30 protein-coding genes and 1 riboswitch are annotated in these 24,897 nt (G+C 42.2%); of the genes, 25 read left to right on the top strand and 5 right to left on the bottom strand.

Features of this window, described 5'->3' with window-relative positions:
* Positions 1–41: 41 nt before the first annotated feature.
* Together mltG and greA are read left to right on the top strand one after the other, a co-directional pair.
* On the top strand, positions 42–1,643 hold the full coding sequence (mltG, locus tag QM873_RS00375) for an endolytic transglycosylase MltG (RefSeq protein ID WP_462217792.1): 1,602 nt from the start codon (positions 42–44) through the stop codon (positions 1,641–1,643).
* A gap of 68 nt (positions 1,644–1,711) precedes the next feature.
* On the top strand, positions 1,712–2,194 hold the full coding sequence (gene greA / locus QM873_RS00370; RefSeq protein WP_023024120.1) for a transcription elongation factor GreA: 483 nt from the start codon (positions 1,712–1,714) through the stop codon (positions 2,192–2,194).
* Positions 2,195–2,426: 232 nt separating this feature from the next.
* On the opposite strand, the gene yidC is transcribed toward greA, so the two are convergent.
* Both yidC and QM873_RS00360 read right to left on the bottom strand, forming a co-directional pair.
* Positions 2,427–3,365, bottom strand: coding sequence for a membrane protein insertase YidC (gene yidC / locus QM873_RS00365; protein WP_414278607.1), 939 nt, complete (start codon positions 3,363–3,365; stop codon positions 2,427–2,429).
* A 78-nt stretch (positions 3,366–3,443) separates the two neighbouring features.
* Entirely contained in the window at positions 3,444–3,722 is a 279-nt protein-coding gene (locus tag QM873_RS00360) for an acylphosphatase (protein WP_023024118.1), read from the bottom strand.
* Between the two features lie 73 nt (positions 3,723–3,795).
* Between QM873_RS00360 and QM873_RS00355 the strand changes: the two genes are divergently transcribed.
* The 14 genes from QM873_RS00355 (at position 3,796) to yidD (ending at position 13,185) form a co-directional block, all read left to right on the top strand.
* Complete coding sequence (locus QM873_RS00355) at positions 3,796–4,536, top strand: TrmH family RNA methyltransferase (RefSeq protein WP_023024117.1); 741 nt, start codon at positions 3,796–3,798, stop codon at positions 4,534–4,536.
* A gap of 61 nt (positions 4,537–4,597) precedes the next feature.
* Positions 4,598–5,062 carry an HDIG domain-containing metalloprotein gene (locus QM873_RS00350; protein ID WP_414278701.1) on the top strand — a complete coding sequence of 155 codons (465 nt, stop codon included), beginning with the start codon at positions 4,598–4,600 and terminating at the stop codon, positions 5,060–5,062.
* 29 nt (positions 5,063–5,091) lie between these two features.
* A complete protein-coding gene (locus tag QM873_RS00345) occupies positions 5,092–5,778 on the top strand; it encodes a Bax inhibitor-1/YccA family protein (protein ID WP_129270194.1) in 687 nt (228 codons plus the stop codon).
* A gap of 82 nt (positions 5,779–5,860) precedes the next feature.
* Positions 5,861–7,111: a diaminopimelate decarboxylase gene (locus QM873_RS00340; RefSeq protein ID WP_414278606.1), complete on the top strand. Its 1,251-nt coding sequence runs from the start codon at positions 5,861–5,863 to the stop codon at positions 7,109–7,111.
* A gap of 56 nt (positions 7,112–7,167) precedes the next feature.
* Positions 7,168–7,410 carry a YneF family protein gene (locus QM873_RS00335; RefSeq protein ID WP_006595782.1) on the top strand — a complete coding sequence of 81 codons (243 nt, stop codon included), beginning with the start codon at positions 7,168–7,170 and terminating at the stop codon, positions 7,408–7,410.
* Between the two features lie 79 nt (positions 7,411–7,489).
* Positions 7,490–8,284: a glutamate racemase gene (gene racE / locus QM873_RS00330; protein ID WP_023027153.1), complete on the top strand. Its 795-nt coding sequence runs from the start codon at positions 7,490–7,492 to the stop codon at positions 8,282–8,284.
* A complete protein-coding gene (locus tag QM873_RS00325; RefSeq protein WP_023027152.1) occupies positions 8,281–9,249 on the top strand; it encodes a nucleoside-triphosphate diphosphatase in 969 nt (322 codons plus the stop codon). The genes racE and QM873_RS00325 overlap by 4 nt, the downstream gene beginning before the upstream one ends.
* Positions 9,234–9,755: a metallophosphoesterase gene (locus QM873_RS00320; protein WP_048688308.1), complete on the top strand. Its 522-nt coding sequence runs from the start codon at positions 9,234–9,236 to the stop codon at positions 9,753–9,755. The genes QM873_RS00325 and QM873_RS00320 overlap by 16 nt, the downstream gene beginning before the upstream one ends.
* A complete protein-coding gene (gene cbpB / locus QM873_RS00315; RefSeq protein ID WP_048715404.1) occupies positions 9,752–10,213 on the top strand; it encodes a cyclic-di-AMP-binding protein CbpB in 462 nt (153 codons plus the stop codon). The genes QM873_RS00320 and cbpB overlap by 4 nt, the downstream gene beginning before the upstream one ends.
* Positions 10,210–10,941 carry a site-specific tyrosine recombinase XerD gene (gene xerD / locus QM873_RS00310; protein WP_195323677.1) on the top strand — a complete coding sequence of 244 codons (732 nt, stop codon included), beginning with the start codon at positions 10,210–10,212 and terminating at the stop codon, positions 10,939–10,941. The genes cbpB and xerD overlap by 4 nt, the downstream gene beginning before the upstream one ends.
* Positions 10,941–11,651, top strand: coding sequence for a segregation/condensation protein A (locus QM873_RS00305; RefSeq protein WP_154853585.1), 711 nt, complete (start codon positions 10,941–10,943; stop codon positions 11,649–11,651). Before xerD ends, QM873_RS00305 begins: the two co-directional genes overlap by 1 nt.
* On the top strand, positions 11,644–12,213 hold the full coding sequence (gene scpB, locus QM873_RS00300; protein ID WP_023024095.1) for an SMC-Scp complex subunit ScpB: 570 nt from the start codon (positions 11,644–11,646) through the stop codon (positions 12,211–12,213). Before QM873_RS00305 ends, scpB begins: the two co-directional genes overlap by 8 nt.
* Positions 12,203–12,931 carry a pseudouridine synthase gene (locus QM873_RS00295; protein ID WP_414278605.1) on the top strand — a complete coding sequence of 243 codons (729 nt, stop codon included), beginning with the start codon at positions 12,203–12,205 and terminating at the stop codon, positions 12,929–12,931. Before scpB ends, QM873_RS00295 begins: the two co-directional genes overlap by 11 nt.
* On the top strand, positions 12,931–13,185 hold the full coding sequence (yidD, locus tag QM873_RS00290) for a membrane protein insertion efficiency factor YidD (RefSeq protein ID WP_048688293.1): 255 nt from the start codon (positions 12,931–12,933) through the stop codon (positions 13,183–13,185). The genes QM873_RS00295 and yidD overlap by 1 nt, the downstream gene beginning before the upstream one ends.
* A gap of 77 nt (positions 13,186–13,262) precedes the next feature.
* Here yidD and QM873_RS00285 read toward each other — a convergent pair whose 3' ends face one another.
* Both QM873_RS00285 and trkA read right to left on the bottom strand, forming a co-directional pair.
* Positions 13,263–14,723: a TrkH family potassium uptake protein gene (locus QM873_RS00285; RefSeq protein WP_048688288.1), complete on the bottom strand. Its 1,461-nt coding sequence runs from the start codon at positions 14,721–14,723 to the stop codon at positions 13,263–13,265.
* 3 nt (positions 14,724–14,726) lie between these two features.
* Positions 14,727–16,082 (bottom strand): Trk system potassium transporter TrkA, encoded by a 1,356-nt coding sequence (gene trkA / locus QM873_RS00280; protein WP_293872819.1) that lies wholly within the window; start codon positions 16,080–16,082, stop codon positions 14,727–14,729.
* Positions 16,083–16,382: 300 nt separating this feature from the next.
* On the opposite strand from trkA, the gene QM873_RS00275 reads away from it, so the two are divergent.
* The 8 genes from QM873_RS00275 (at position 16,383) to QM873_RS00240 (ending at position 22,819) form a co-directional block, all read left to right on the top strand.
* Positions 16,383–16,925: a tRNA (cytidine(34)-2'-O)-methyltransferase gene (locus QM873_RS00275; protein ID WP_048688281.1), complete on the top strand. Its 543-nt coding sequence runs from the start codon at positions 16,383–16,385 to the stop codon at positions 16,923–16,925.
* Between the two features lie 85 nt (positions 16,926–17,010).
* Positions 17,011–17,245, top strand: a riboswitch (FMN riboswitch).
* A 215-nt stretch (positions 17,246–17,460) separates the two neighbouring features.
* Positions 17,461–18,018, top strand: a complete 558-nt coding sequence (locus tag QM873_RS00270) for an ECF transporter S component (protein ID WP_414278604.1) — start codon at positions 17,461–17,463, stop codon at positions 18,016–18,018.
* Positions 18,008–18,658, top strand: a complete 651-nt coding sequence (locus QM873_RS00265; protein WP_414278603.1) for a phosphatase PAP2 family protein — start codon at positions 18,008–18,010, stop codon at positions 18,656–18,658. The genes QM873_RS00270 and QM873_RS00265 overlap by 11 nt, the downstream gene beginning before the upstream one ends.
* Before the next feature lie 3 nt (positions 18,659–18,661).
* The gene (locus tag QM873_RS00260) at positions 18,662–18,973 is read left to right on the top strand and encodes an MGMT family protein (protein WP_048688271.1); all 312 of its coding nucleotides are present in this window, start codon (positions 18,662–18,664) and stop codon (positions 18,971–18,973) included.
* A gap of 23 nt (positions 18,974–18,996) precedes the next feature.
* A complete protein-coding gene (mnmL, locus tag QM873_RS00255) occupies positions 18,997–19,929 on the top strand; it encodes a tRNA modification radical SAM protein MnmL/YtqA (protein ID WP_048688267.1) in 933 nt (310 codons plus the stop codon).
* Positions 19,930–19,947: 18 nt separating this feature from the next.
* Positions 19,948–20,505 (top strand): tRNA 5-(aminomethyl)-2-thiouridylate-methyltransferase MnmM, encoded by a 558-nt coding sequence (gene mnmM, locus QM873_RS00250; protein ID WP_414278602.1) that lies wholly within the window; start codon positions 19,948–19,950, stop codon positions 20,503–20,505.
* Positions 20,498–20,761, top strand: coding sequence for a hypothetical protein (locus QM873_RS00245; protein ID WP_414278601.1), 264 nt, complete (start codon positions 20,498–20,500; stop codon positions 20,759–20,761). The genes mnmM and QM873_RS00245 overlap by 8 nt, the downstream gene beginning before the upstream one ends.
* Positions 20,762–20,764: 3 nt before the next feature.
* A complete protein-coding gene (locus tag QM873_RS00240; protein ID WP_414278600.1) occupies positions 20,765–22,819 on the top strand; it encodes a cation:proton antiporter in 2,055 nt (684 codons plus the stop codon).
* Positions 22,820–22,901: 82 nt separating this feature from the next.
* Here QM873_RS00240 and QM873_RS00235 read toward each other — a convergent pair whose 3' ends face one another.
* Positions 22,902–23,705, bottom strand: a complete 804-nt coding sequence (locus tag QM873_RS00235; protein WP_414278599.1) for an ABC transporter ATP-binding protein — start codon at positions 23,703–23,705, stop codon at positions 22,902–22,904.
* 56 nt (positions 23,706–23,761) lie between these two features.
* On the opposite strand from QM873_RS00235, the gene QM873_RS00230 reads away from it, so the two are divergent.
* Positions 23,762–24,889, top strand: coding sequence for an AI-2E family transporter (locus QM873_RS00230; protein WP_414278598.1), 1,128 nt, complete (start codon positions 23,762–23,764; stop codon positions 24,887–24,889).
* The last annotated feature ends 8 nt before the right edge of the window (positions 24,890–24,897 follow it).

Raw genomic sequence — 24,897 nt, 5'->3', positions numbered from 1 at the left:
AAGCCTCGTTCCTATTGATTTTCTATCCCTTTTAAGATATAATATTAAGGATTATGACAAGGGGGGTCAAGTATTTGACTGATAACCAACAAGAGAATGAAAAATTATTAAGCTTTAAAGAGCGGATTCTCCGTGATCTTGAAGAAGCAAATAAGCAGATTGTACAGGTTGAAAAAGAATATGATTTACCTGTTCAAGAAATCTCTAGTCCAGAAAACAAAGAAGAAGAGACGGAAGGATCACTTCCTGAACTTGTGTCAGAAGAGTCCGAAGTTCAGGACAAAGTAGAAATTCCAGAGGAAGCAGAAGTACCAGAAGTTACGGAAATTCCCGACCTTAAAGGTAGAGAAGATGAAACTCAAGAAGAAACACCTCTACCAGTTCAAGAGCCAACTCGAGAACCAGAAGTCTCAAGTCAGCCCGTAAAAGTTTCGAAAAAAGAAACCCCGGTATCTAGTGTTTCGCGCAAGGATCGTGACCAACGTGTTCAGAAAAAGAAAAAACAGAATACTATTGCTAAACGAATCGTCTTGACGGTTCTAGGAATTCTTTTTGTCTTAATGGTTGCAACTGGAATTTTCGCAGTGACCTATGTTCGATCTAACTTAAATGCAATGGATGTCAAGTCTACAGAGTTTGTAACCGTTGAAATTCCTGCTGGATCTAGCAATCGTGAAATTGGGACTATCTTGGAGAAAAAAGGCTTGATTAAGAATGGTCAGTTCTTCAACTATTACACCAAGTTTAAGAATTATGGAAACTTCCAATCCGGTTATTTCAATCTACAAAAGAGTATGGATCTAGAGACCATTATTCAAAAATTGCAAGAGCAAGGGACCAAAACTCCGGAACCACCGGTCTTAGGAAAAATTACGATTCCTGAGGGCTACACAATTGATCAAATCGCGCAAGTGGTTTCTGTGGATGCTAGTTCTAAATCTGGTGCCAAGACTCCATATACGCAAGAAGAATTCTTAAAAGTAATCCAAGATGATGCTTTTATTGAAAAGATGATAGCCAAATATCCTAAGTTACTCGCAACCTTGCCGTCCAAAGAAAGTGGCGTACGCTATCGCTTAGAGGGCTATCTCTTCCCAGCTACTTACGGTTATGGAAAAGATAGTAAAATGGAAGATCTTGTGGACCAAATGTTAGCTGCAATGGACCAAAATCTTTCAGCCTACTATGACACTATGGAAGCTAAAAACATTGATGTCAATGAGGCATTGACTCTGGCTTCTTTGATTGAAAAAGAAGGCGCTACAGATAAAGACCGCAAGGATATTGCCAGTGTCTTTTATAACCGTTTGAATCAAGATATGCCTCTTCAAAGTAATATTGCCATCTTATACGCACAAGGTCAATTAGGCAAGAAGACGACTCTGAAAGAAGACGCAACGATTGACACCAATATTGATTCACCTTATAATATCTACAAGAATACTGGTTTGATGCCTGGTCCAGTAGATAGTCCAGGGCTATCTGCAATTGAAGCAGCCGTCAACCCAAGCAAGACAGACTACCTCTACTTTGTCGCAAATGTAGAGACAGGGGAAGTCTATTTTGCGAAAACTTTTGAGGAACACACTAAAAACGTGGAAGAACACGTGAATAGCAAATTAACAGAAAGCAGCTCAAACTAAGGAGGATGTGGCATGCCACACCTTTTTAGTTCGAAAAAAATAATAGAAAAGAGAAAAGAGAAATAAATATGGCAGAAAAAACCTATCCAATGACCCTTGCTGAAAAGCAAAAGTTAGAACTTGAATTAGAAGAATTGAAATTAGTTCGTCGTCCAGAAGTTGTAGAGCGGATTAAAATTGCTCGTTCATACGGAGACCTTTCAGAAAACAGTGAATACGAAGCAGCTAAAGACGAACAGGCTTTTGTTGAAGGGCAAATCTCCAGCCTAGAAACAAAGATTCGCTATGCTGAAATTGTAGATAGTGATGCAGTCGCTGTTGATGAAGTAGCGATCGGAAAAACAGTCACCGTAAAAGAAATTGGTGAAGACGAAGAAGATGTCTACATCATCGTTGGTTCAGCTGGAGCAGATGCTTTTGCTGGTAAGATATCAAATGAAAGTCCAATTGGTCATGCCTTAATTGGTAAGAAAACAGGGGATACTGTGACGATTGAAACTCCAGCAGGAAGCTACCAAGTGAAAATCTTGAACGTTGAAAAAACAGAATAAAAAGAGAGTGGGACAGAAATCGGTCATTCGTTAGAATTCGATTTCGTCGTCCCACCTCCGCACAGTTGAGTAGGGCTGTAAAAGCTGATGAAAGCAGCGTAGTAGAGCCCACTCAACCACTGCGTCTTGCTCGACAATCCAAAGACAATTGAGAGGCTAGGACTTTTGTCCTAGCCTCTTTTTTTATAGTAATGGAAAAGGCCGAGATATTATCTCGGCCTATTTGTATGTATTAGTTACGGTTGCGTTGTTTTCCAGCGTTTCGTTTTTTGTTTCCGTTAGTTGGAAGGGAACGTTGAGCGTTGGCTGGATTGGTAGGTGTGATATCTTTTTTTACGCGATGTCCATTGGATGCTGGAGCTTTTGGAGGATTGTTTTTATATTCCTCAGCTACTTGTTTCCGCAATCTTGGACGGATGAGGTAGTTGATGACAAATTGTTGAATAATTTGTACAAAACCACCGACTACCCAGTAGAGGGTTACACCAGCTGGTGCCATCAAAGAGAAGACTGCAATCATAATTGGACTCATGAGAGCCGTTTTCTTCATAGTTTCTCTTTGGGTTTCATCTTCGATACCATGGAGAGAGAGCATGCTTTGAATGTAGTAAAGAACAGCAACAACTAAGGTTAAAGCCAGACTTTTTGAACCGAGATCAATGCCAAGGAAACTGCTCTTGTTGACTCCTGGAGTATATTGAGCTGCAAAATAAAGAGCTGAGAAGAATTGCATTTGAATCAACAAGGGCAAGCATCCAATACCGCCGAATGGGCTGACGCCGTTTTCTTTTTGGGCATTCATCAATTCAGAGTTGGCAAGAAGTTTTTCTTCTTGAGTCTCTGCATTTTTGATGCGTTCTTGAATCGGTGCAAAGATCGGTTTGAGGTAGTTCATCTTTTCTGATTGGTAGGTTGCCTTCCAAGATTGATAAATACCTAGAGGGAAGATGATGATTCGAACGATTACGGTTACTAGGATAATCCCTAAACCAAAGCCAAGTCCAAGATCCGTCGCAAAGAAATTGATGGCTTCTCCCATTGGTTTTCCAATGAGATTCCAGACGAAACCGGTCGGTTGTTTGGTCGTCTTGTCAATGCTGACACATCCCGTTAAGAGGAGGAGGGCAGACAAGCTGAGGGCTGCAAGTAGATAACGTTTATATTTTTTCACGAGTTTTTATCCTTTAATTTTAAATAATACCTTTCTATTCTACTGTTTTTTTATCAAATTAACAATAGTTCTCTGGACTTAATTTGAAATTTTAAAATCTTTGTAGGGTTCGAAGTTTGCCAGATGGACGTCCAGATAAGAAACTTTGGAAAAAGGAGTAGGACCTTTTCGTATTTCTTGGATAAATTTGGCCATGAGGGCATTGTCTTCACAGGCGGCAAGGATAGTGACTGTGCCGTCATCATTGTTCCAGACCCGACCTGTAATGCCTCCGATTTCTAATGCTAAGCTATAAACTCCCCAACGGAAGCCAACACCTTGGACCCGACCTTGGGCTGTCATTTCAACTTTTTGCATGCTTGTTCTCCTTGTGATTGAATTCCTACTCAGGACGGAGAAGCTCCTCCTGTGAATGTGGTATAATAGTCTTATGAATATTATAACCTCTAAGTCCAATAATGGGATTAAAAAAGTTAAAAAACTTCATCAAAAAAAATACAGAACAGACTCCTACCTCATCGAAGGATGGCATCTTTATGAAGAAGCTGTCAATCATCAGGCACCGATTGAACAAGTCTTTGTTTTGGAAGAGTTTGTAGATAAGATCAAGATAGATGCGAAGGTGTCCATCGTATCTCCTGAGGTTTTAGCAGAAATTTCTGATTCAAAAAGTCCTCAAGGAATTGTGGCTGAAGTCAAGATAAATCCGATCCACCATCTTCAGCTGACCCAAGGAAGGTATTTGTTGTTAGAGGATGTCCAAGATCCAGGCAATGTTGGAACCATGATTCGGACTGCTGATGCAGCAGGCTTTGACGGAGTGTTTTTAACCGATCAATCTGCGGATTTGTATAATATGAAAACCTTGCGCTCCATGCAGGGAAGTCATTTTCATCTTCCTGTTATCCGTTTAAACAGAGAGCAACTCTTGACAGGTATTAAAGAGAGCCAGCTCCCCATCTATGCGACCACCTTATCCAAGGACTCCGTTGACTATAAGAAAGTGGAAAAAGTCCCTGCTTTTGTGCTGGTCATGGGGAATGAAGGACAAGGTATTAGTGACCAGATGGCTGAGAAGGCAGATCAGCTGATTCATATCTCGATGCCGGGTCAAGCAGAAAGTCTGAATGTCGCAGTTGCAGCAGGGATTTTAATGTTTTCTATGATTTAAGAAGAGTGAGCTAGTTAGATTTAAGGAGGTAAGACTTGTGTATCAGAAAGATAAAGAATATATGGCTGAAGTGGGGCATTTGATTCAACACCCAAAACTTCAAAAATTAAAGGAAATTCCGCATCATATTCACTCCAATCGTTTGGAGCATTCCATTCATGTTAGCTACACCAGCTACCGTATTTCTAAGAAGATGGGCTGGGATACCAAAAGTACAGCAAGGGGAGCACTCTTACACGATCTTTTTTACTACGATTGGCGACAGGTCAAATTTAACAAGAGCCATACCTGGGTACATCCTCGGATAGCTGTCCGAAACGCAAAAAAGATAACAAGCCTCAATAAAAAAGAAGAGGATATCATCCTCAAACACATGTGGGGATTGACGCTTGCTCCACCACGTTACAAAGAATCTTTCCTCGTGACCATGGTCGATAAGTACTGGGCTATCAAAGAAGCCTCAGAACCAATGAGAAAAAAGTGGTCAAAGAGGAGACTTTTCCATCGAAAAATGTTAAAATCATAATAATTTAAGTTTGAAAGGAATGATTGATTATGAATCAACAAACCGTTATCCACGAACAAAGTGGCCTTAATAGCTTTTATAGCAAAATTTATTCTCTAGTCGGAGTTGGAGTTGGAATCTCAGCTGTTGTATCAGCTTTGATGATGACCCTTTTCCAAGAAACCTTCATGTATATTCTAATTCAGGCTCCATGGGTCTACTATATTGCCATTGCCGTTGAATTGATTTTAGTCCTTGTCGCTTCTAGACAATCGGTGAAAAACAATCCCATGGCCTTGCCTCTCTTTTTAACCTATTCCGCTTTGAATGGTTTTACCTTGAGTTTTATCATTGCTCGCTATGCTCAAGCGACAGTTTATAAAGCTTTTGTAGTCAGTGCCTTGATGTTCTTCATCATGTCAGCGATTAGTCGTGTGACCAAAAAAGACTTGTCTGGAATGGGACGAGCCTTTATGGGAGCCTTGATTGGTATCATCATTGCTTCAATTGCGAATATTTTCTTACAAAGCTCTGGTATGGATTATGTCCTTAGCATCCTTTGTGTGATTATCTTTGCAGGTTTGACTGCTTGGGATAATCAAAAGATTCGTTATGTCTATGAACAATCCAATGGTCAACCAACCAATGGTTGGGTAGTTGCCTTGGCTTTGGAACTTTATCTTGATTTTATCAACTTGTTCATCAATATCTTACGTATTTTTGGACGCAATGATTAATAGAAAGAGCCGGGGAACCGGCTTTTTTTGTTGGAAAACTTGTGATATACTAAAGAAAATTGATAGAAATGAGAATCTTCAAATGAAACGTCCATTTATTAGCAGGGAGAAATTAAAACAAATTACTGAAACCTATCCAACTCCCTTTCACCTATATGATGAAGCTGGTATCCGGCAGACAGCTCGTGCCCTCCATCAAGCTTTTTCTTGGAATCCAGGTTTTAAAGAGTATTTCGCTATCAAAGCAACCCCTAATCCAGCCATCCTAAAAATCCTCAAAGAAGAAGGATGTGGCGTGGATTGTGCTAGCTATGTGGAATTGTTGATGGCTCAAAAATTAGGATTTACGGGCCAAGAGATTATGTTTTCTTCGAATAATACGCCGGCTGAAGAGATGGTCTTTGCCCGTCAACTAGGAGCGACTATCAACTTGGATGCCTACGAAGATGTAGCTTTTTTACAGTCAGTTGCGACTCTACCGGAGGTTATCTCTTGCCGCTATAATCCAGGAGGGGTGTTTGAACTGGGAACGGATATCATGGATCACCCTGAGGAGGCTAAGTTCGGCATGACCAAGGAGCAATTGATCCAAGCCTTCCGTGAGTTAAAAGACTTGGGGGTTAAGCGATTTGGGATTCATGCCCTCTTGGCTTCAAATACCGTCTCTAATGATTACTATCCAGAATTGGCCAAGCAATTATTCCAGTTGGCTGTAGAAGTTGTTGAAAAGACAGGGGTGACCTTGGACTTTGTCAACCTTTCTGGAGGGGTTGGAGTGAACTACAAACCAGAAGACCATCCGAATGACATCGCTGTGATTGGGGAGGGTGTTCGTCAGGCTTACGAGGACATTTTAGTTCCAGCCGGCTTAGATCAAGTGAAAATCTATACAGAATTAGGCCGCTTCATGTTGGCACCACATGGCTTGTTAGTCACCCATGTCACCCATAAGAAGCAGACTTATCGGACCTATCTAGGAGTAGATGCTTCGGCTGTCAACCTCCTCCGTCCTGCTATGTACGGGGCCTACCACCATATCACCAATCTCGATCGTCCAGAAGGTGAGACAGAAGTAGTCGACATTGTTGGTAGTTTGTGTGAAAACAATGACAAATTTGCCAAGAATCGGGAATTTCCTATCTCTGAGATTGGGGATCTCTTGGTCATCCATGATACAGGAGCGCATGGTTATTCCATGGGCTATCAGTACAATGCCAGGCTTCGCTCTGCCGAGATTTTATTAGAAGAATCGGGCCAAACTCGTCTCATCCGACGGGCCGAAAAACCACAGGATTACTTTGCAACATTGTATGGCTTTGACTTTGAAAAATAGTGCCTTTTTGGTATAATAGAAAATGTGTAAATATTGAATTTAGGAGAAAAACACTTATGTCTACATTTTTGACAATTTTATTGATTATCCTTGCTTTCTTTGGTGGGATGTTGGCAGGTATGTACCTACTTCGCAAGCAGTTTGAAAAAGAATTTGCATCAAACCCACGTTTGAATGTTGAAGCGGTTCGTACCTTATTGGGAGCTAGCGGTCAACGTCCAAGTGAAGCGAAGGTACAACAAGTTTACCGTCAAATTTTGAACCAACAAAAAGCATCTTTGAATACGAAGAAGAAATAAAAGCAAGACTGATTACACAATAAAATAAGTAGGGGGACTTTAAGATTTTTCTTAGTCCCTTGTTTTGAAAGGAAGGCAGATGGACAATCGACCAATTGGTTTTTTGGATTCGGGTGTCGGAGGGTTAACCGTTGTACGCGAATTGATGCGACAACTACCCCATGAAGAGGTCGTCTATATTGGTGATTCCGCCAGAGCACCCTACGGCCCGAGACCAGCAGATCAAATTCGTGATTATACTTGGGAGATGGTTCGTTTTCTCCTAACGAAAAATGTGAAGATGATTGTTTTGGCCTGTAATACAGCGACAGCTGTTGTATGGGAAGAGGTAAAAGAAGCCTTGGATATCCCTGTTTTAGGAGTGATTTTACCAGGTGCTTCCGCAGCGATCAAGGCGACGAGAAGCAAACGAATTGGCGTAATTGGGACACCGATGACAGTCGCCTCAGATATTTATCGTAAGAAGATTCAAAGCCTGTCACCAGAAATGGCAGTAGAGAGTTTAGCTTGTCCGAAATTTGTCCCTTTGGTTGAATCCAATGAGTTGCAGTCCAGTGTTACAAAAAAAGTCGTCTATGAAACCTTGAAACCCCTTGCCGGGAAGGTAGATACGCTGGTTTTGGGCTGCACCCATTACCCTCTTCTTCGTCCTATTATCCAAAATGTCATGGGGCCAGAGGTTCAATTAATTGATAGCGGGGCAGAGTGTGTCCGGGATATCTCGGTCTTACTCAACTACTTTGAGATTAATCGCAGTCGCCAATTGGAGGATTGCCACCATCAATTTTATACAACGGCCAATGCAGCCAGTTTTGCAGCGATTGCCAAGACTTGGTTGCAGCAAGTCGTTCATGTGGAGCATGTAGAATTATGAACCAAAAGATATATGAATACAAAGATGCCTTAAATTGGTTTCTAGCTGAATGGGGAGAGCGGAGTGACTATAACGAATATAGTGAAGTCACTTCAGAAGCTTCTGAGCTTGTTGACTTAGTAGAATCACTAGTTGGAGACACAGACTTGGGCTTCCCGCTGAATGTTACAGTTGTCCGTTACGCCTCTAGTTTGCAGTTTTTAACCTTCCTCTTTCAAATCGTGGAGGAAACACTAGGCCGGAAAATTGAAATCGTGCAACGCCAAGGAGCCCTTCTCATTGTAGAAGGAGAACAATTGCTCTCGGTTTATCTGCCCCAAAATGGTCTTCCACTTGCAGATTTTTTGGGGCAGGAAGGCCTCAAGGATCGCTTGTTAATCGCTACTCGGAATGAAGGAAAAACCAAAGAGTTTCGTCAGATTTTTGAGCAAATGGGCTTTGAAGTGGAGAATCTCAATGATTATCCTGATCTTCCAGAAGTAGTTGAAACAGGAATGACTTTCGAAGAAAATGCTCGCCTAAAAGCTGAGACGATTTCACAGCTAACAGGGAAAATGGTCTTGGCGGATGATTCAGGCCTTATGGTTGACATCCTTGGGGGCTTACCAGGTGTCTGGTCTGCTCGCTTTGCAGGTGTGGGAGCGACTGATTTAGAGAACAATGCCAAGCTCTTACATGAGTTGGCGATGGTGTTTGAATTGAAGGATCGGTCAGCTAAATTTCACACAACCTTAGTCGTTGCCAGTCCTGGTAAGGAGAGCCTTGTTGTGGAGGCGGATTGGCCAGGATATATCAATTTTGAACCAAAAGGTGAGAACGGGTTTGGCTATGATCCCCTCTTTTTAGTAGGAGAAACAGGTAAGACATCTGCTCAACTAACTCTAGAGGAGAAAAATCAACAATCGCATCGTGCTTTAGCCGTGAAGAAATTAGTGGAGGTGTTCCCAGCATGGCAGAACAAGTAATTATCGTCATGAGTGATTCTCATGGAGATCGTCAGATCGTAGAAGAGATCAAAAACCACTATAAAGGAAAGGTCGATGCCATTTTTCACAACGGGGATTCTGAGTTAGAAAGTACCGACCCTGTATGGGAAGGCATTCATGTTGTCAAAGGGAACATGGACTTTTATGGGGAGTACCCTGAACGTCTGGTGACGCAATTGGGTCCTACTCGGATTATTCAAACCCATGGTCATCTTTTCCAAATTAATTTTAGTTTTCAAAAGTTAGATTTGTGGGCCCAGGAAGAAGATGCAGATATCTGCCTCTATGGCCATCTGCATATTCCGGATGCTTGGAAGGAAGGGCGTACCCTTTTTCTGAACCCTGGGTCAGTCAGTTTACCGAGGGGGCCTATTCAAGAGTGCCTCTATGCTAAAGTGGAAATTGATGCAGATTCCTATCGAGTTGAATTTTTAAATCGGAAACATGAGGTCTATGAACCTCTTACAAAGGAGTTTGATCGATGATCGCCAAGGAATTTGAGGAGTTTATTCTCCGAGAAGAAAAGACTTTTTTGACTCCAGCGCGCAATTTGGCTGTCTTGATTGATACGCATAATGTGGATCATGCCATCTTGGTGCTGAGTCAAATTAGCTACACTCGTGTTCCTGTTGTGACCGATCAAATGAAATACGTAGGGACGATTTCTTTAACAGATATTCTTTCTTACCAAATGAAACATGATTATTCTGATGAAGTCTTTTCATCCATGGACATCGTTCATATGACAAAAACGGATGGGGAGCGCCTTGGAAAAGACTATACTGTGACGGAAGTCTTGCATAAGTTGGTAGAGGAATCCTTTCTACCGGTTGTTTCAGAGGATGGAATCTTTGAAGGGATCATCACTCGAAAATCTATTTTAAAAGCCATCAACTCCCTCATGCACAATTTCTCAAATGAATATGAGATGAGGAAAAAATGAAAGAATACATAGCTAGTTTTATCAAAGAAAAAGACTTAAGTGAAAATTCACAGACGGCTTATTCTTATGATTTGGATCAGTTCGTGGATACTGTTCATAACCATGTCTCAGATACCAATCTTCGAATTTATCAAGCTTCGATTAAAGATTTTAAACCAGCTGTTCAAAAACGGAAGCTTTCAGCCGTCAACCAATTTTTGTTTTATCTTTATCAACATCAAGTTATCGAGGATTACCATCGCTTAGTCCTTCCAAAAGTCTCTGTGCCGAAAAGCCACGATCAAGAACTATTGGACTTATCCCTCTTGTGGGAAGGGTCAGAGCAATCCCAAGGTCGCTTGATTGCCCTATTGATTGTCGAGATGGGCTTGTTGCCCAGTGAAATTCTTCAGTTGAAAATCGTTGATATTGAACTCGATTTTCAGGTTTTACGAGTAGGAAAAGAAGGACAAAAACGGGTCTTGCGTATTCCGGATGCTCTTCTAGGAGAGTTGACGGATTTGATGACGGGGACTTATTTATTTGATAACAAGGGCAAGGCCTATTCGCGTCAGTGGGGCTTCCGTCAATTAGAGTCCTTCCTATTGGAAAAAGGATTTGAGAATCTTTCGGCACAATCCTTACGAGAACAATACATTTTAAAACAAAGAGAACAGGGGATGGATCTGTTTAGCATCGCCCGCGAGCTCGGTTTAAAAACTCTTGTTACCTTAGAAAAGTATAAGTAATGGATATTAAAATAAAGGATTTTGAAGGTCCTTTGGATCTTCTCTTACACCTCGTTTCAAAATACCAAATGGATATTTATGAGGTTCCTCTAATTGAGGTGATCGAGCAGTACTTGGCCTATCTAACGACCCTTCAAGCCATGCGACTTGAGGTTGCTGGTGAATACATGCTGATGGCCAGTCAATTGACCTTGATTAAGAGTCGGCGTCTCCTTCCAAAAATTGCGGAGCAAGCAACGGATGAAGAAGATTTGGAGCAGGATCTCCTGTCTCAAATCGAAGAGTACCGGAAGTTTAAACTATTGGGTGAAAAGATGGCCCTTCAACACGAGGAGAGAGCCCAGTACTTTTCAAAACCCAAAACGGAATTAGTCTATGATGATGCTGAATTGGTCCATGACAAGACCACGATAGATCTTTTCTTGGCCTTTTCAAAATTGTTAACGAAAAAGAAGGAAGAATTTCGACAAAATCATACGACCATTGTTCGAGACGAGTATAAAATTGAAGACCTGATGAATGTTGTTCGTCACTTGTGTCAACCTGGTAAGAGAATCTTACTACAAGATATTTTTGAGGAAGCCAAGGATGTCAACAAACTGATTACAGTCTTTTTGGCGACTTTGGAATTAATTAAAGTACAAGAAGTTGAGGCTCTTCAGGAAGAACCATTTGGAGATATTATTTTAGTAGGATTAAAGAATGAGTAAAATTGCAGAGATGGAGGCCCTCTTGTTTGTTGCAGGAGAAGATGGTTTAACGGTGAGGCAGATTGCCGACCTCTTATCCCTTCCTCCCACAGGGGTGATTCAGAGTTTAGAAAAATTGGCCCAGAAATATGAGCAGGATCAAGATTCTAGTATGGCCTTATTGGAGACAGCGTCAACCTATAAATTAGTGACCAAGTCCCAATATGCAGAGCTGTTACGTGAGTATTCAAAGTCACCAATGAATCAAAGTCTCTCTCGTGCCGCCTTGGAAACTCTCTCCATCATTGCCTATAAACAGCCGATTACTCGGATTGAAGTCGATGATATTCGAGGGGTGAACTCTAGCGGGGCTATTTCAAAATTACTTTCTTTTGAGTTGATTCGAGAAGATGGGAAGAAAGAAGTCATTGGGAGACCTAATCTCTATGTGACGACAGATTACTTTTTGGATTACATGGGGATTAACCACCTAGACGAGCTACCAATTGTTGAAGAGACTGAGTTAATCGGTCAAGAAAGCCAATTATTTACAGAAAGAACTGAGGAAATTGATGAGAATTAACAAATATATTGCTCATGCTGGTGTCGCAAGCCGCCGCAAAGCAGAGGAATTGATTAAGCAAGGCCTTGTCACTGTAAATGGCCAAGTGGTCCGTGAATTGGCGACAACGATCAAGTCTGGAGACAAGGTAGAAGTAGAAGGTCAACCAATATACAACGAGGAGAAGGTTTACTACCTCTTAAATAAACCAAGAGGGGTCATCTCCAGTGTATCAGACGATAAAGGGAGACCAACTGTTATTGATTTGTTACCGCAAGTCAAGGAACGGATTTATCCTGTCGGTCGTTTGGACTGGGATACTTCTGGTGTCCTGATTTTGACCAATGATGGTGATTTTACGGATGAAATGATCCACCCGCGTAATGAGATTGATAAGGTTTATGTTGCGCGCGTGAAGGGATTGGCGAACAAAGAAAACTTGCGTCCCTTGACTCGTGGTGTGACCATCGATGGCAAAAAGACCAAGCCAGCAATCTATGAGATTCTAAAGGTTGATCCAGAAAAGAATCGCTCAGTTGTCCAATTGACCATCCATGAAGGACGCAATCACCAGGTCAAAAAGATGTTTGAAGCCGTTGGCCTCTTGGTGGATAAATTGTCCCGGACCCAATTTGGAAATCTAGACGTTTCTGGACTTCGTCCTGGTGAATACCGCCGTCTCAATAAAAAAGAAATCAGCCAATTGCATACCCTTGCAGTGACAAAGACGAAAAAATAATGAAGAAATGTGCGATTGGCCTTGTTCGTCTCTATCAACGCCTTCTTTCTCCCCTCTTTCCACCCTCCTGTCGCTATAGTCCTACCTGTTCCAACTATATGATTCAGGCTATTGAACGGCATGGTTTGAAAGGGATTCTGATGGGGCTTGCCCGGATTCTTCGTTGCCATCCCTGGAGCAAGACTGGAGTAGATCCAGTTCCAGATCATTTCAGTCTGAGAAGCCACCTAGAAGAAGAGAAAAGCGAAAATTAAGTTAGAGCAAACTTTCATAAGAAGTCTCACTCAGAGCAAAGAAAAAAGTTTTGGAAATTCTCCAAAACTTTTTGTTTTTAGCGATCGGACCAAGTGCGAGGCATAAAGAGCAGTAACATCGGGTAGATTTCTAACCGTCCTGCAATCATGGCAATTGATAGTAAGAATTTAGAGATGGGGCTAAAGATAGCGAAAGTATCCGTTGTCCCAATCATCGGTCCGATATTGTTAAAGCAACTAAAGACAGCACTGACAACCGTCATAAAATTGTTGCTGTCAAAGCTGACAACCGCAATGAGGGCGATCGTAATCAAGGTATAGACTACGAAATATTTTAAGATTTTGTGCTGGGTGTCTTTATCTAAGGCAGTGCCATTCACATGTAAGGTCATCACCCGGTTGGGTGAGAGAGTCGAACGAATTTGATTCTTTCCGATTCGAGCTAAAATCAAGCAGCGAATCACTTTTAGTCCCCCAGCCGTTGAACCAGCGGATCCACCAACCACCATGAGCATGAGAAGGAGGAACTGAGAAAAGAGCGGCCAATCAACAGTATTGCCAAAACCAAATCCAGTCGTGGTAATGACATTGGAGACTTGGAAAAAGGACATTTCAAAACTATCTGCAAAATTATGATAGAGATGGAAAATGTTGCAGGCAATCAGAAGGGAAGAAACCCCGACAATCATCAGGTAGGTGCGAAGTTCTTCATCGCCGAAGAAGGCTTTGAACTTGCGAAGCATGATGTAGTAATAAAGGTTAAAATTGACCCCAAAGACCAAGACACCAAAGCTGACCAAATAGGTGATGAGCGTCGAATGGTAGTGAGCAATCCCGTCATTGAAGACGGTGAACCCGCCAGTACCAGCAGTCCCCATAGCAATGATAAAGCTATCATAAAGAGGCATGCCAGCACAGAAGTAGATCACGACAAAGAGGAAGAAGAGGGCCAAATAGAGGTAATAAAGGATTTGAGCTGTGTTCTTCAATTTGGATACAATTTTACCAAATACGGGACCAGGCACTTCTGCTTTCATCACTTCGAGGTGGCTGTTCTTGTTATTGTCCATAATAGCTAGGGCAAAGACCAGCACCCCCATCCCTCCGATTAAGTGGGTGAAACTACGCCAGAAAAGAAGGGAAGGACTGAGGACGGAGACGTCATTTAAAATGGTTGCCCCTGTAGTCGTAAAACCAGAGCTAACTTCGAAAAATGCATCAATGATGTTTGGGATTTGTCCTGAAAAGACAAAAGGAAGAGCACCAAAGAAGGACCAGAGGATCCAACACAAAGCCACAATCAGAACGCCTTCCTTGGCATAGATGTGAAAATCTTTGGGTTTGAAAAAGGAACCAATGCCTCCCAATACAAGGAGGATGGCAATAGTTGCAAATAGGGAGATAAAGACAGTTGGGCTATCCTTGACAACAAAATCGTTCTTTAGATTGAGAAGTGCAACCACAATCGGTACACAGAGCAACATGGCTTCAATCAGAAGGAGTTTTGCTAAAAGGTAGCGAATCATACTTTTGTTCATGGCTTACCCCTCTAACAAATCATAGATTTTAGTGATGTTGCTGATTAGGGTAGTAACGATAATGCGATCCCCTATCAAAAGATGGTCATCTCCAGTTGGGAAAATAGCTTTCCCGTTTCGAATAATGGCTGCGATGAGAACACCTTTTTTCAATTTCAGTTGTGCCAAAGGTTTGCCCGTCATTTTGTTTTCTTCGCGAATCTGGAATTGAAGGGTCTCGATTTGACCGTTGGCGACGTGGTGCAAGGCTTCAAGATTTGAATAGCGGGCATTATAGCGACCACGAATGAAGTGCATGATGGTGTCCACCGCAATTCCTTTGGGTGTCACAATACTTGAAAAATCTTGCCGATCAATAATTTCCAGTAGGCTAGTCCGGTTGACCTTGGTAATATTCTTTTGAACCCCTACACTATTTAGGAACATAGAAGCGATAATGTTTTCTTCATCGACCCCTGTTAGAGTCGCCACAGCATCAAAGTTACCTGCGCGCTCTTCCATTAGAATATCTTTTGATGTCCCATCTCCCTGGATAACATAAAGATCCGGGAATTCTTGACTAAACCATTCTGCCCGTTTTTGATCGATTTCAATGACTTTTAAGTCAATCTTCCGTTTGCTATTTTCTAAAATATTTAGGAGATAGTAGGAAATCTTGCCAGCTCCAATCAGAAGCAGACTTTTAACAACTTGCGGTCGAATGCTATTGTGAAAACTCACAATTTCCACTCGATTTCCAGTCATGAATATTTTATCAAAGGCTTGTAAAGTGAAGTCGCCATCTGGAATCGTTAATTGACCTTGCCGTTCGATAGCACAGATAATGATGTTTCCGTATTTCTTTCTGAATTGAGAAAGAGTCATCTGGCAGAGTGGGCTTTCCTCCTTGATTTTGAACTCCATGAAGGCTACTCGCCCACCAGCGAAGTGCTCAACAGATAAGGCATTTGGGAAGTCAATGCTATTAGCAATGTAGCGAGCAGCAAGAAGCTCAGGATTGACAACTAGAGAGAAGCCGAGAATATTTTTCTCTTTAAAATAAGAATTTGAGTATTCCGGATTGCGGACCCGGACAATGGTTTCTTTGGCTCCCATTTTTTTGGCTAAGACGGCAGAAACCATGTTGACTTCGTCTTGCTCTGTTAGGGCGACAAAGATGTCACAGTCCGCTACATCTGCTTGTTCGAGAATTTTAAAGTTGGCACCATTTCCAACAATACCAATGATATCGTAGCGTTTGGTAATGTGATTAACGACGGCTTCATCTTGTTCGATCAAGATGACATCGTGATTTTCTGCGACGAGGGAACGACAGAGTGCTGTTCCGACTTTACCGCCTCCAACTACAATAATTTTCATGAATATTTCCTCCAAAGTATGATTCTATCTTACTCTATTTTCAAAAAAAAATCACCTCTTAATGGTGGAAATAGGGCATAAAGGGGCAGATTCTCTAAACTACATGAAAGAGAATGTAAAAAAGTGAAATTTTTTTGTCGAAATAGTTGACAGGAGGCATGAAAGTGGTATACTGATACAGTAACCTCATTGATTTACCTCAAACCTGTTGTGAGTTAAGTTAATGAAGTCGTAACCACGCTGTTTGCTGAGCTTGACTCCGGGCAGTGTGGCTATTTTTTTGCCAGAAATGAGATTGTGATGAATATTGAAGAATTAGCTTATACAGAAACCAAATCAAAAAACCATGTAGTTCTTTACCAACCTCAAATTCCCCAAAACACAGGGAATATCGCTCGTACTTGTGCAGCTACCAATGCCCCCCTTCACATCATTCGGCCCATGGCTTTTCCTATCGATGATCGGAAGATGAAACGTGCGGGACTGGATTATTGGGATAAGTTGGATGTTCGCTTTTACGACAGCTTGGATGAATTTATGGAGGCTGCAGCTGGAGGAAAGGTCCACCTGGTTTCAAAATTTGCTGATCAGACTTATTCAGATGTGGATTATAATGATGATGCAGAACATTATTTCATTTTTGGTCGTGAGGACAAAGGCTTACCAGAGGATTTTATGCGGCTTCATGCTGAAAAGGCGATTCGGATTCCGATGAATGATGAGCATGTTCGAAGCTTGAATGTCTCCAATACCGTTTGTATGATTGTCTACGAAGCCCTCAGACAACAGGAGTTTGCAGGCTTAGAGCTGGTCCATCAGTATGAGGGAGATAAGTTGAAGTAGGAAGAGGCTCTTTGCAAAAGGAGTTTCGTTGTAACTTTTGATATTACAAAACACTTGCAATAGCAGGTGTTTTTTGTTATGATTAAGGAGTCTTCAGGGCAGGGTGAAATTCCCGACCGGCGGTGACTTTTACTAGGAAATGCTCTTTTCCTTTTCTACTTTGTTGCCAAGCTTTGCCTAACTAAAAGTTATGCCTAGAGCTTGTCGCCTCGTCTAAAAGAAAAATCTCCATTTCCATACTCTAAAAGAAGTCCGCGAGCGCAAGCTGATGTGGTGTGACTCCACAACCGACAGTATAGTCTGGATGGGAGAAGACGAGAGAGGAACAAACCTGTTCTTATTGATGATGGACTTGATGGAAATTTTGTTGATTTTATAAGAAATTAGTCTTTGCGCTTTTTCTTGTAGCATCAGGGCTTTTTTCGTCAAGTATTAAGGAACTGTTTAAGTTTTCTTTAAAACGATTGAAATAGAATAAGGTTAAGGGAATCTTTCCAACTTCTTCTAATTTTAGTAAAAATTGGAGGAACCTGTGATGACAAATACTCGTAAACTGACCCTAGTGGCTGTTTTATCTGCACTTTCTTTTCTATTGATGTTTTATCAACTATCAATAGGGATTGATTTTTTAAAGGTTGACTTTAGTACGATTCCAATCTTACTCGCCTTAGTTCTATTAGATTTGAAGAGCTCAGTTGTGGTGGTTTTGATTCGATCGGTTCTCAAGTTGGTTTTGAATGGTCGAGGAGCTGAGACCTTGGTTGGCTTACCAGTTAACATAATTGCTGTCTTAGTCTTTGTCTTAGCATTTGCAGTCATTTGGAATAAGAAGAAAAACCAGGTTCGGTTTGTGATTGCTAGTCTAGTTGGGACCATTGGTTTAACCATTTCCATGCTCCTGGTCAATTACTATTATGCCATCCCTCTCTATGCTAAATTTGTTGGTTTTGACATCGCAAAGATAGTCGGAGTTGAAAAGTATCTTCTCAGTATGGTTGTTCCCTTTAATCTAATAGAAGGACTGATTTGGGCTGTAACCTTCTGGATGGTATATACCGTCGTACAGCCCCTACTTAAAATCTATGAAAAATAAACAATCTCATTTCTTAAAGGGCTCTTTTGCCCTTTTGTTATTTATGATTCTGGGCTATGTAGTCAAATTTTATCCGGAAAATTTAGTCGGAATCGATCAACCGATTCAATCGGCTATTCGCGGGGATTTACCAGCCTATTTGACAGCCTTCTTTACCCGTGTAACAGTGCTGATGAACACACCAATTGTTGCATCCTGGGTTGGCGTCATTGTCCTCTTCTTTGTCTGGAAGAAATGGTATACGGAGGCCCTCCTCCTCACCGGGAGTTTAGTTACAACTGGATTACTCGTGGTAATCTTGAAACACATCTATTTACGTTCACGGCCAGCACTTCAACATTTGGTCCAAGAAGGGGGCTATTCTTTCCCAAGTGGCCACTCTTTAGCTGCCACCCTCGTCTTCGGTAGTTTGATCATTGTGGTAGGGCAACGGATGACCTCTCAAGTCGGGAAAGTCCTGGCTCAGATTGCCCTCTTTCTTTGTATGGTGACCATCGTTGTATCACGTGTCTATGTTGGGGTTCATTACCCGACAGACGTCACAGGAAGTATGCTTTTGGGATTTGGTCTGTTGCAAATGGTCTTTCCTTATTACGACCGTTTGCGTTTTGAATGGCGCTTTAAGAGTAAGCAGAAGTAAAGCATGAACGATTTATTTGAAGAAAAGGTCCTAAAGGTCGTTGCTCAGATTCCCCTGGGATGTGTGGCCACCTATGGTCAAATTGCCCAACTCATTGGCTATCCTCGCCACGCCCGCCAGGTCGGCAAGGTCTTGGCCACTTCTACTAAAGCTGTGACCTATCCCTGTCATCGGGTCGTGACCTCTACTGGTCGCCTGGCTCCTGATTGGGAAGAGCAAGGCACGCTTCTCTGGGCCGAAGGGGTGGAATGCAAATCCAACGGTTGTGTGGATCTTAAGAAATACAAATGGAAAGCAGAGGAGACTCAACTTTGAGTTCACTCTGCTTTTTTGCTATAATGAGGGGTATGAAATCCTATACGACCTTAAATGATTATTACCGAACTTTATTTGGAGAAAAGACCTTCAAAGTCCCAATCGATGCGGGCTTTGACTGTCCCAATCGTGATGGAACTGTTGCTCGAGGGGGCTGTACTTTTTGTACAGTTTCTGGCTCTGGGGATGCCATCGTAGCACCAGATGCGCCTATTCGGGATCAGTTTTACAAAGAAATTGATTTTATGCACCGCAAATGGCCCGACGTCAAAAAGTATTTGGTCTATTTTCAAAATTTCACTAATACGCATGAATCCGTCGATGTCATTCGGGAGCGCTATGAGCAAGCCATCAATGAACCAGGTGTCGTAGGGATTAACATCGGGACACGACCAGACTGCTTGCCGGATGAAACGTTGGCCTATCTAGCAGAATTGACAGAGCGCATGCATGTGACTATTGAGCTGGGTTTGCAGACGACCTATGAAACGACATCTGAATTGATCAACCGAGCCCATAGCTATGAACTCTATGTGGAAACGGTGAAGCGGATTCGCCAACAGGTTCCTAAGGCAGAGATTGTTTCACACTTAATCAACGGTCTTCCTGGGGAGACGCATGAGATGATGGTGGAGAATGTCCGCCGTTGTGTAACAGACAACGATATCCAGGGCATTAAATTGCACCTGCTCCATCTCATGACCAATACCCGGATGCAACGAGACTACCATGAAGGGCGCTTGCAATTGATGAGTCAGGAGGAATACGTGTCGGTCATCTGTGACCAACTGGAGATCATTCCCAAGGAGATCGTCATCCACCGGATTACAGGAGATGCTCCACGCGAAATGCTGATAGGACCGATGTGGAGTCTCAATAAGTGGGAAGTTCTGAATGCCATTGAAGCTGAGATGCGTCGTCGTGGAAGTGTTCAAGGTTGTAAAGTAGGAAAATAGGAAAATAGGAGGAGTAGCATGTTGCGACCATTAGAGATGGCCCATGATTTTCTTAGGGAGGTCATTACAGATCAAGATACTGTAGTTGATGCGACCATGGGCAATGGGCATGATACCCTTTTCTTGGCAAAACTAGCCAAAGAAGTCTATGCATTTGATATTCAAGAGCAGGCCTTGGTCCAAACGCAAAAGCGTTTGGAAGAAGCAGGTCTTTCCAATGCCCACCTTCTGTTAAAGGGGCATGAAGAAGTAGATCGCTATGTGGACCAGGTCAAGGCGGCTATCTTCAACTTAGGCTATCTTCCTTCAGCAGACAAGTCGATTATTACCCAGCCTAAAACAACGATCCAAGCCATTGATAAACTCTGTCACCGCTTGATCAAGGGAGGGCGAATAGCCATTATGATCTATTATGGTCATGAGGGTGGGGACCTAGAAAAAGATGCTGTCTTGGAGTTTGTCTCCCAACTTCCTCAACAAGAATTTACGGTCACTACTTACCGGACCCTGAACCAGATCAACCATCCCCCATTTTTGGTCATGATCGAAAAATTAGAAAGTTATCGCCATGGATAAAGAATTTTTAAAAAATAAAATTGATGCTCTTCGCCACGATTTTGTGGAGTCCACCTCTCATGAACGTGCCGTTGGTTTTTTAGATGAAGCACAGATGAGCAAAAAGATGATCAAAATCAAGAAGAAGCTGGTCTCTCTTGAAATGGAACGTTGCCAGAAGAAAATTGAGCACAAGGATCTGACAAAGATTGATCAAAAGATCCAAGAACAAAAGCAACTCTTTGAGGACTGTTGTAACCAACGATCAGGAGGATAAGGAATGGAGATTCTTGTATACGCCATTATCTTTTCCTTGATTCTGATTGTCTCCAATGCGACCAATAAGTTGATTCCGACTTTACCCCTCCCTTTGATCCAGATATTATTGGGGATTGGGATTGGCTTTCTCTTACCTAATTCGGAGTACCACTTAGATACCGAGCTCTTTTTGGCCTTGGTTATTGGACCGCTCCTCTTTCGAGAAGCAGAAGAAGCAGACATTACCTCGATTCTGAAGCACTGGCGCATTATCGCCTTTTTAATCTTCCCGGTCATTTTTATTTCGACCCTTAGCTTGGGGTGGTTGGCCCATCTTTTGTGGCTAGGAATTCCACTAGCGGCCTGCATGGCAGTTGGAGCGGCGCTCGGGCCGACTGATTTGGTGGCCTTTGCCTCTCTGTCGGAACGCTTTGCCTTTCCAAAACGAATCTCCAACATTCTAAAAGGAGAGGGCTTGCTCAACGATGCTTCAGGTTTGGTGGCCTTTCGTGTGGCTCTAGCCGCATGGACCACTGGAGTCTTTTCCTTGGGCCAAGCTAGTTGGGACTTGGTCATCTCTATTTTAGGAGGGTTTGCGGTCGGGATTGTGACAGCTGCTGTCAACCGTGGGCTTCAAAAATTACTGCTCAGTGTTCGGGCAACGGATATTGCCAGTGAACTCATTTTAGAATTGAGTCTCCCCTTACTGACCTTCTTTATCGCAGAAGAGATCCATGTATCAGGGATTATTGCGGTTGTCGTGGCTGGGATCCTAAAGGCTAGTCGGTTTAAGAAAATTACCCTACTAGAAGCCAAGGTGGATACGGTCACGCATACGGTATGGAATACAGTCAATTTTGTCCTCAATGGGTCTGTCTTTGTCCTCTTGGGGATGGAGCTGGAGATGATTTCTGAGCCAATTTTGAGGACTCCCTTTTACAACAATCTGCTCTTGATTGTGACTGTTCTCTTATTGACGGGGCTCTTGTTCCTGATTCGCTTTTTGATGGTGTATGGATTTTACTGGTATCGGGGTTTCCGGTTGAAAAAATCCATTGATAAGTATCTGAAAGATGCCCTCTTGTTGACCTTTTCAGGGGTCAAAGGAACAGTGTCCATTGCGACCATTCTCTTGATACCGACGAATCTAGAAGCAGAATATCCAGTTCTCTTGTTTTTAGTAGCAGGGGTCACCTTGTGTAGTTTCTTAATCGGACTTCTAGTCCTCCCAAAACTATCCGAGGGAAAAGAGGAATCCAATGATCATTTGATGCATATTGCTATCTTGAATGATGTCGTCATGCTATTGGAGAAAGACTTGACGGTGACCAAGCAGAAGGGACCTCTCTATGCTGCGATTGATAATTATCATGGGCGGATAGAAAATATGATTCTCAGTCAGGAAGATAAGGCGACTCAAAGAGACTGGGAACAACTAAAACTCCTTATTCTTAGTATCGAGAACGATGGTTTGGAACAGGCTTATGAAGAAGGAAAGATTCGAGATAGAAGTTACCATGTCTACCAACGTTATCTTCGATCCATGGAGCAGAAGGTTAACCGCAATCTGTCATCGCGCCTGACCTATTATTTCTTGGTGCTCTTCCGCTTGCTCCGACTGCTGTTGCACGAGCTTGTGACCTTTGGATCCGGTATTCGGGCATGGAAAAACGGAGAGAATTACAAGCTTGAAGCCATCGACTATGACCAGATTGCTGCCTTGTATCTGGCCAATACGGAAATCATTATCGAGAGTTTGGAAAACCTAAAAGGGATTTATCGGAGTACCTTGATTTCCTTCCTTCAAGAATCTCGTCTGCGAGAAACATCATTGATTACCAGTGGTGCTTTTGTAGAGCGGGTTATCAATCGCATCAAGCCCAATAATATTGACGAGATGCTAAGAGGCTATTACTTAGAAAGAAAATTGATTTTCGAATATGAGGAGCAGCACTTGATTTCGGCCAAGTATGCGCGTCGCATGCGCCAAAATGTCAACGAATTGGAAAACTATTCCTTAAGAGAAAGTGCCAATACTCTTCCTTATGACATGATCAATTATGCTCGCAATCGGTAAAAGTGAGTTTCCGCTTTAATAGAAGAAAAGAGATTGGTGACGCTTGTCCCAATCTCTTTGTTTTGTATCTTAGTAAGTCTTTTTACTGCTCTGGCTGGATATAATAGCGTTCTTCCCCGATTGGAATCAGCTGGACCTTTCCCCCATAAAAAGCTGATAGCGTTTCTTGGGTGAGAATTTCCTCCTTAGGTCCTTGGGCAAAACTTTGTCCCTCCTTGAGGAGAAGGACATGGCTAAAGGACTTGGTGATTTCCTCTGCATGGTGGGTGACAAAGAGAATGGTCGGCGCCTTTTCCATCTGCTTGATCTGTTGGATTAGCTGAAAGATCGCTTCCCGAGCAAATAAGTCAAGCCCACTAGAGGCTTCGTCAAAGATGAGAAGATCGGGCTCTTCCATGAGACTACGGGCGATTAGAATCGTCTGTTTTTCCCCTTGAGAGAGAGTCCGGTATTTTCGCCCAATCAAAGAAGCAGCCCCGATGCGACGCAACATGGATCGTGCTTCCTCGAGTTCTTTTTCTCCATAAGCTGTATAAAGAATGCTACTCTTGTATTTTCCAGTGAGGACGATTTCTTCTGGGGATAGAGATTCAGGGATGCGCTCAGAAATAAAGGAGCTGACCACTCCGATTCGCTTGCGGAGTTCAGGAATCCCTCCTTGGCCAAATTGTGTTCCAAGGACAGAAACTTCCCCTTCCGTTTTCCAATATTCCGCCATTAAGAGACGGAGTAGGGTCGATTTGCCAGCACCATTCAGTCCAAGGATGGCCCAGGTTTCCCCCTTATTGACGGTCCAATTCAAACGGGAAAGGAGATTTTTCCCTTCTTTTCTGAGAGTGACATCTTTCAGTTCAATTAAGCTATCTTTCATCTTTTTAACCTTCATAAAAATATTGTCTATTTTACCATAAATATGATAAAATAGCAGATAGGAGGAAAGGGATGTTTCATAAAAGTAAATTATTTTTCTGGACCTGTGAAGTCCTAATATTAACGATTATATTCTATATTTGGGGAAGTATGGGAAGTCTCATTTCTCCATTTGTATCTGTTCTGAATACCATTATTCTTCCATTTTTAATTGCTGGTTTCTTGTATTATATCACCAACCCAATCGTAGAATTTTTGGAAAAGAAATTTCATCTAAATCGAATTTTGGGCATTCTATTAACCTTGGTAACCCTTTTTGGATTGATTATTTATGGGATTGTTTATATCTTGCCTATTTTGATCAACCAGTTGACAAGCTTGATTAATTCAACCCAAGGTTTGTATTGGGAAGTGCAAAGTTTTGTAACGAAGTTATCTAAGAATCCAGCCTTTCAGAGTATCAATATCCAATCGACCATTCAGCAGTTAAACCTGTCTTATGTGGATATTCTACAAAATATCTTAAACAGTGTGACCAATAGTTTGGGTAGTGTGGTGTCAACGATTGTCAATACACTCTTCATTCTGGTGATGACACCGATATTCCTGGTTTACTTCTTGATTGATGGGAAAAAACTGCTTCCGATGTTGGAGCGGACCATCCTGAAGAATGACCGACGGAATATTACCTCTCTCTTAGTGAGCCTCAACCAAACGGTTTCTCGCTATATTAGTGGAATTTCTATTGATGCCTTGATTATTGGAACTCTAGCCTTTATTGGATACAGTTTTATCGGTTTGAAGTATGCCTTAGTCTTTGCGATTTTCTCAGCCTTGACTAACCTTATTCCCTATATTGGGCCGACGATTGGCTTGATTCCTATGGTGGTTACCTATGCCTTCACGGATTTCAATATGATGATCAAAGCTGTTATCTTCATGCTCATCGTCCAACAGATTGACGGAAACATCCTTTATCCACGAATTGTCGGAGGCGTAATGAAGGTGCATCCCATTATGATCATGGTCCTCTTGCTCTTATCCAGTAACATCTATGGTGTGATTGGGATGGTTGTGGCGATTCCGGTTTATTCGATTGGTAAAGAGATTGTAAAATTCCTCGCAGCCTTGTATGAAAATCATAAAAAGACACAGAAGCAGCGCAAGCAGGAAGAATTTGGGATTATCAATAAATCCTAGTAGAATAA

Source organism: Streptococcus australis, from assembly GCF_047463015.1.
Lineage (GTDB): Bacteria > Bacillota > Bacilli > Lactobacillales > Streptococcaceae > Streptococcus > Streptococcus australis_F.
This window is presented reverse-complemented; position numbering and strand designations above follow the sequence as displayed.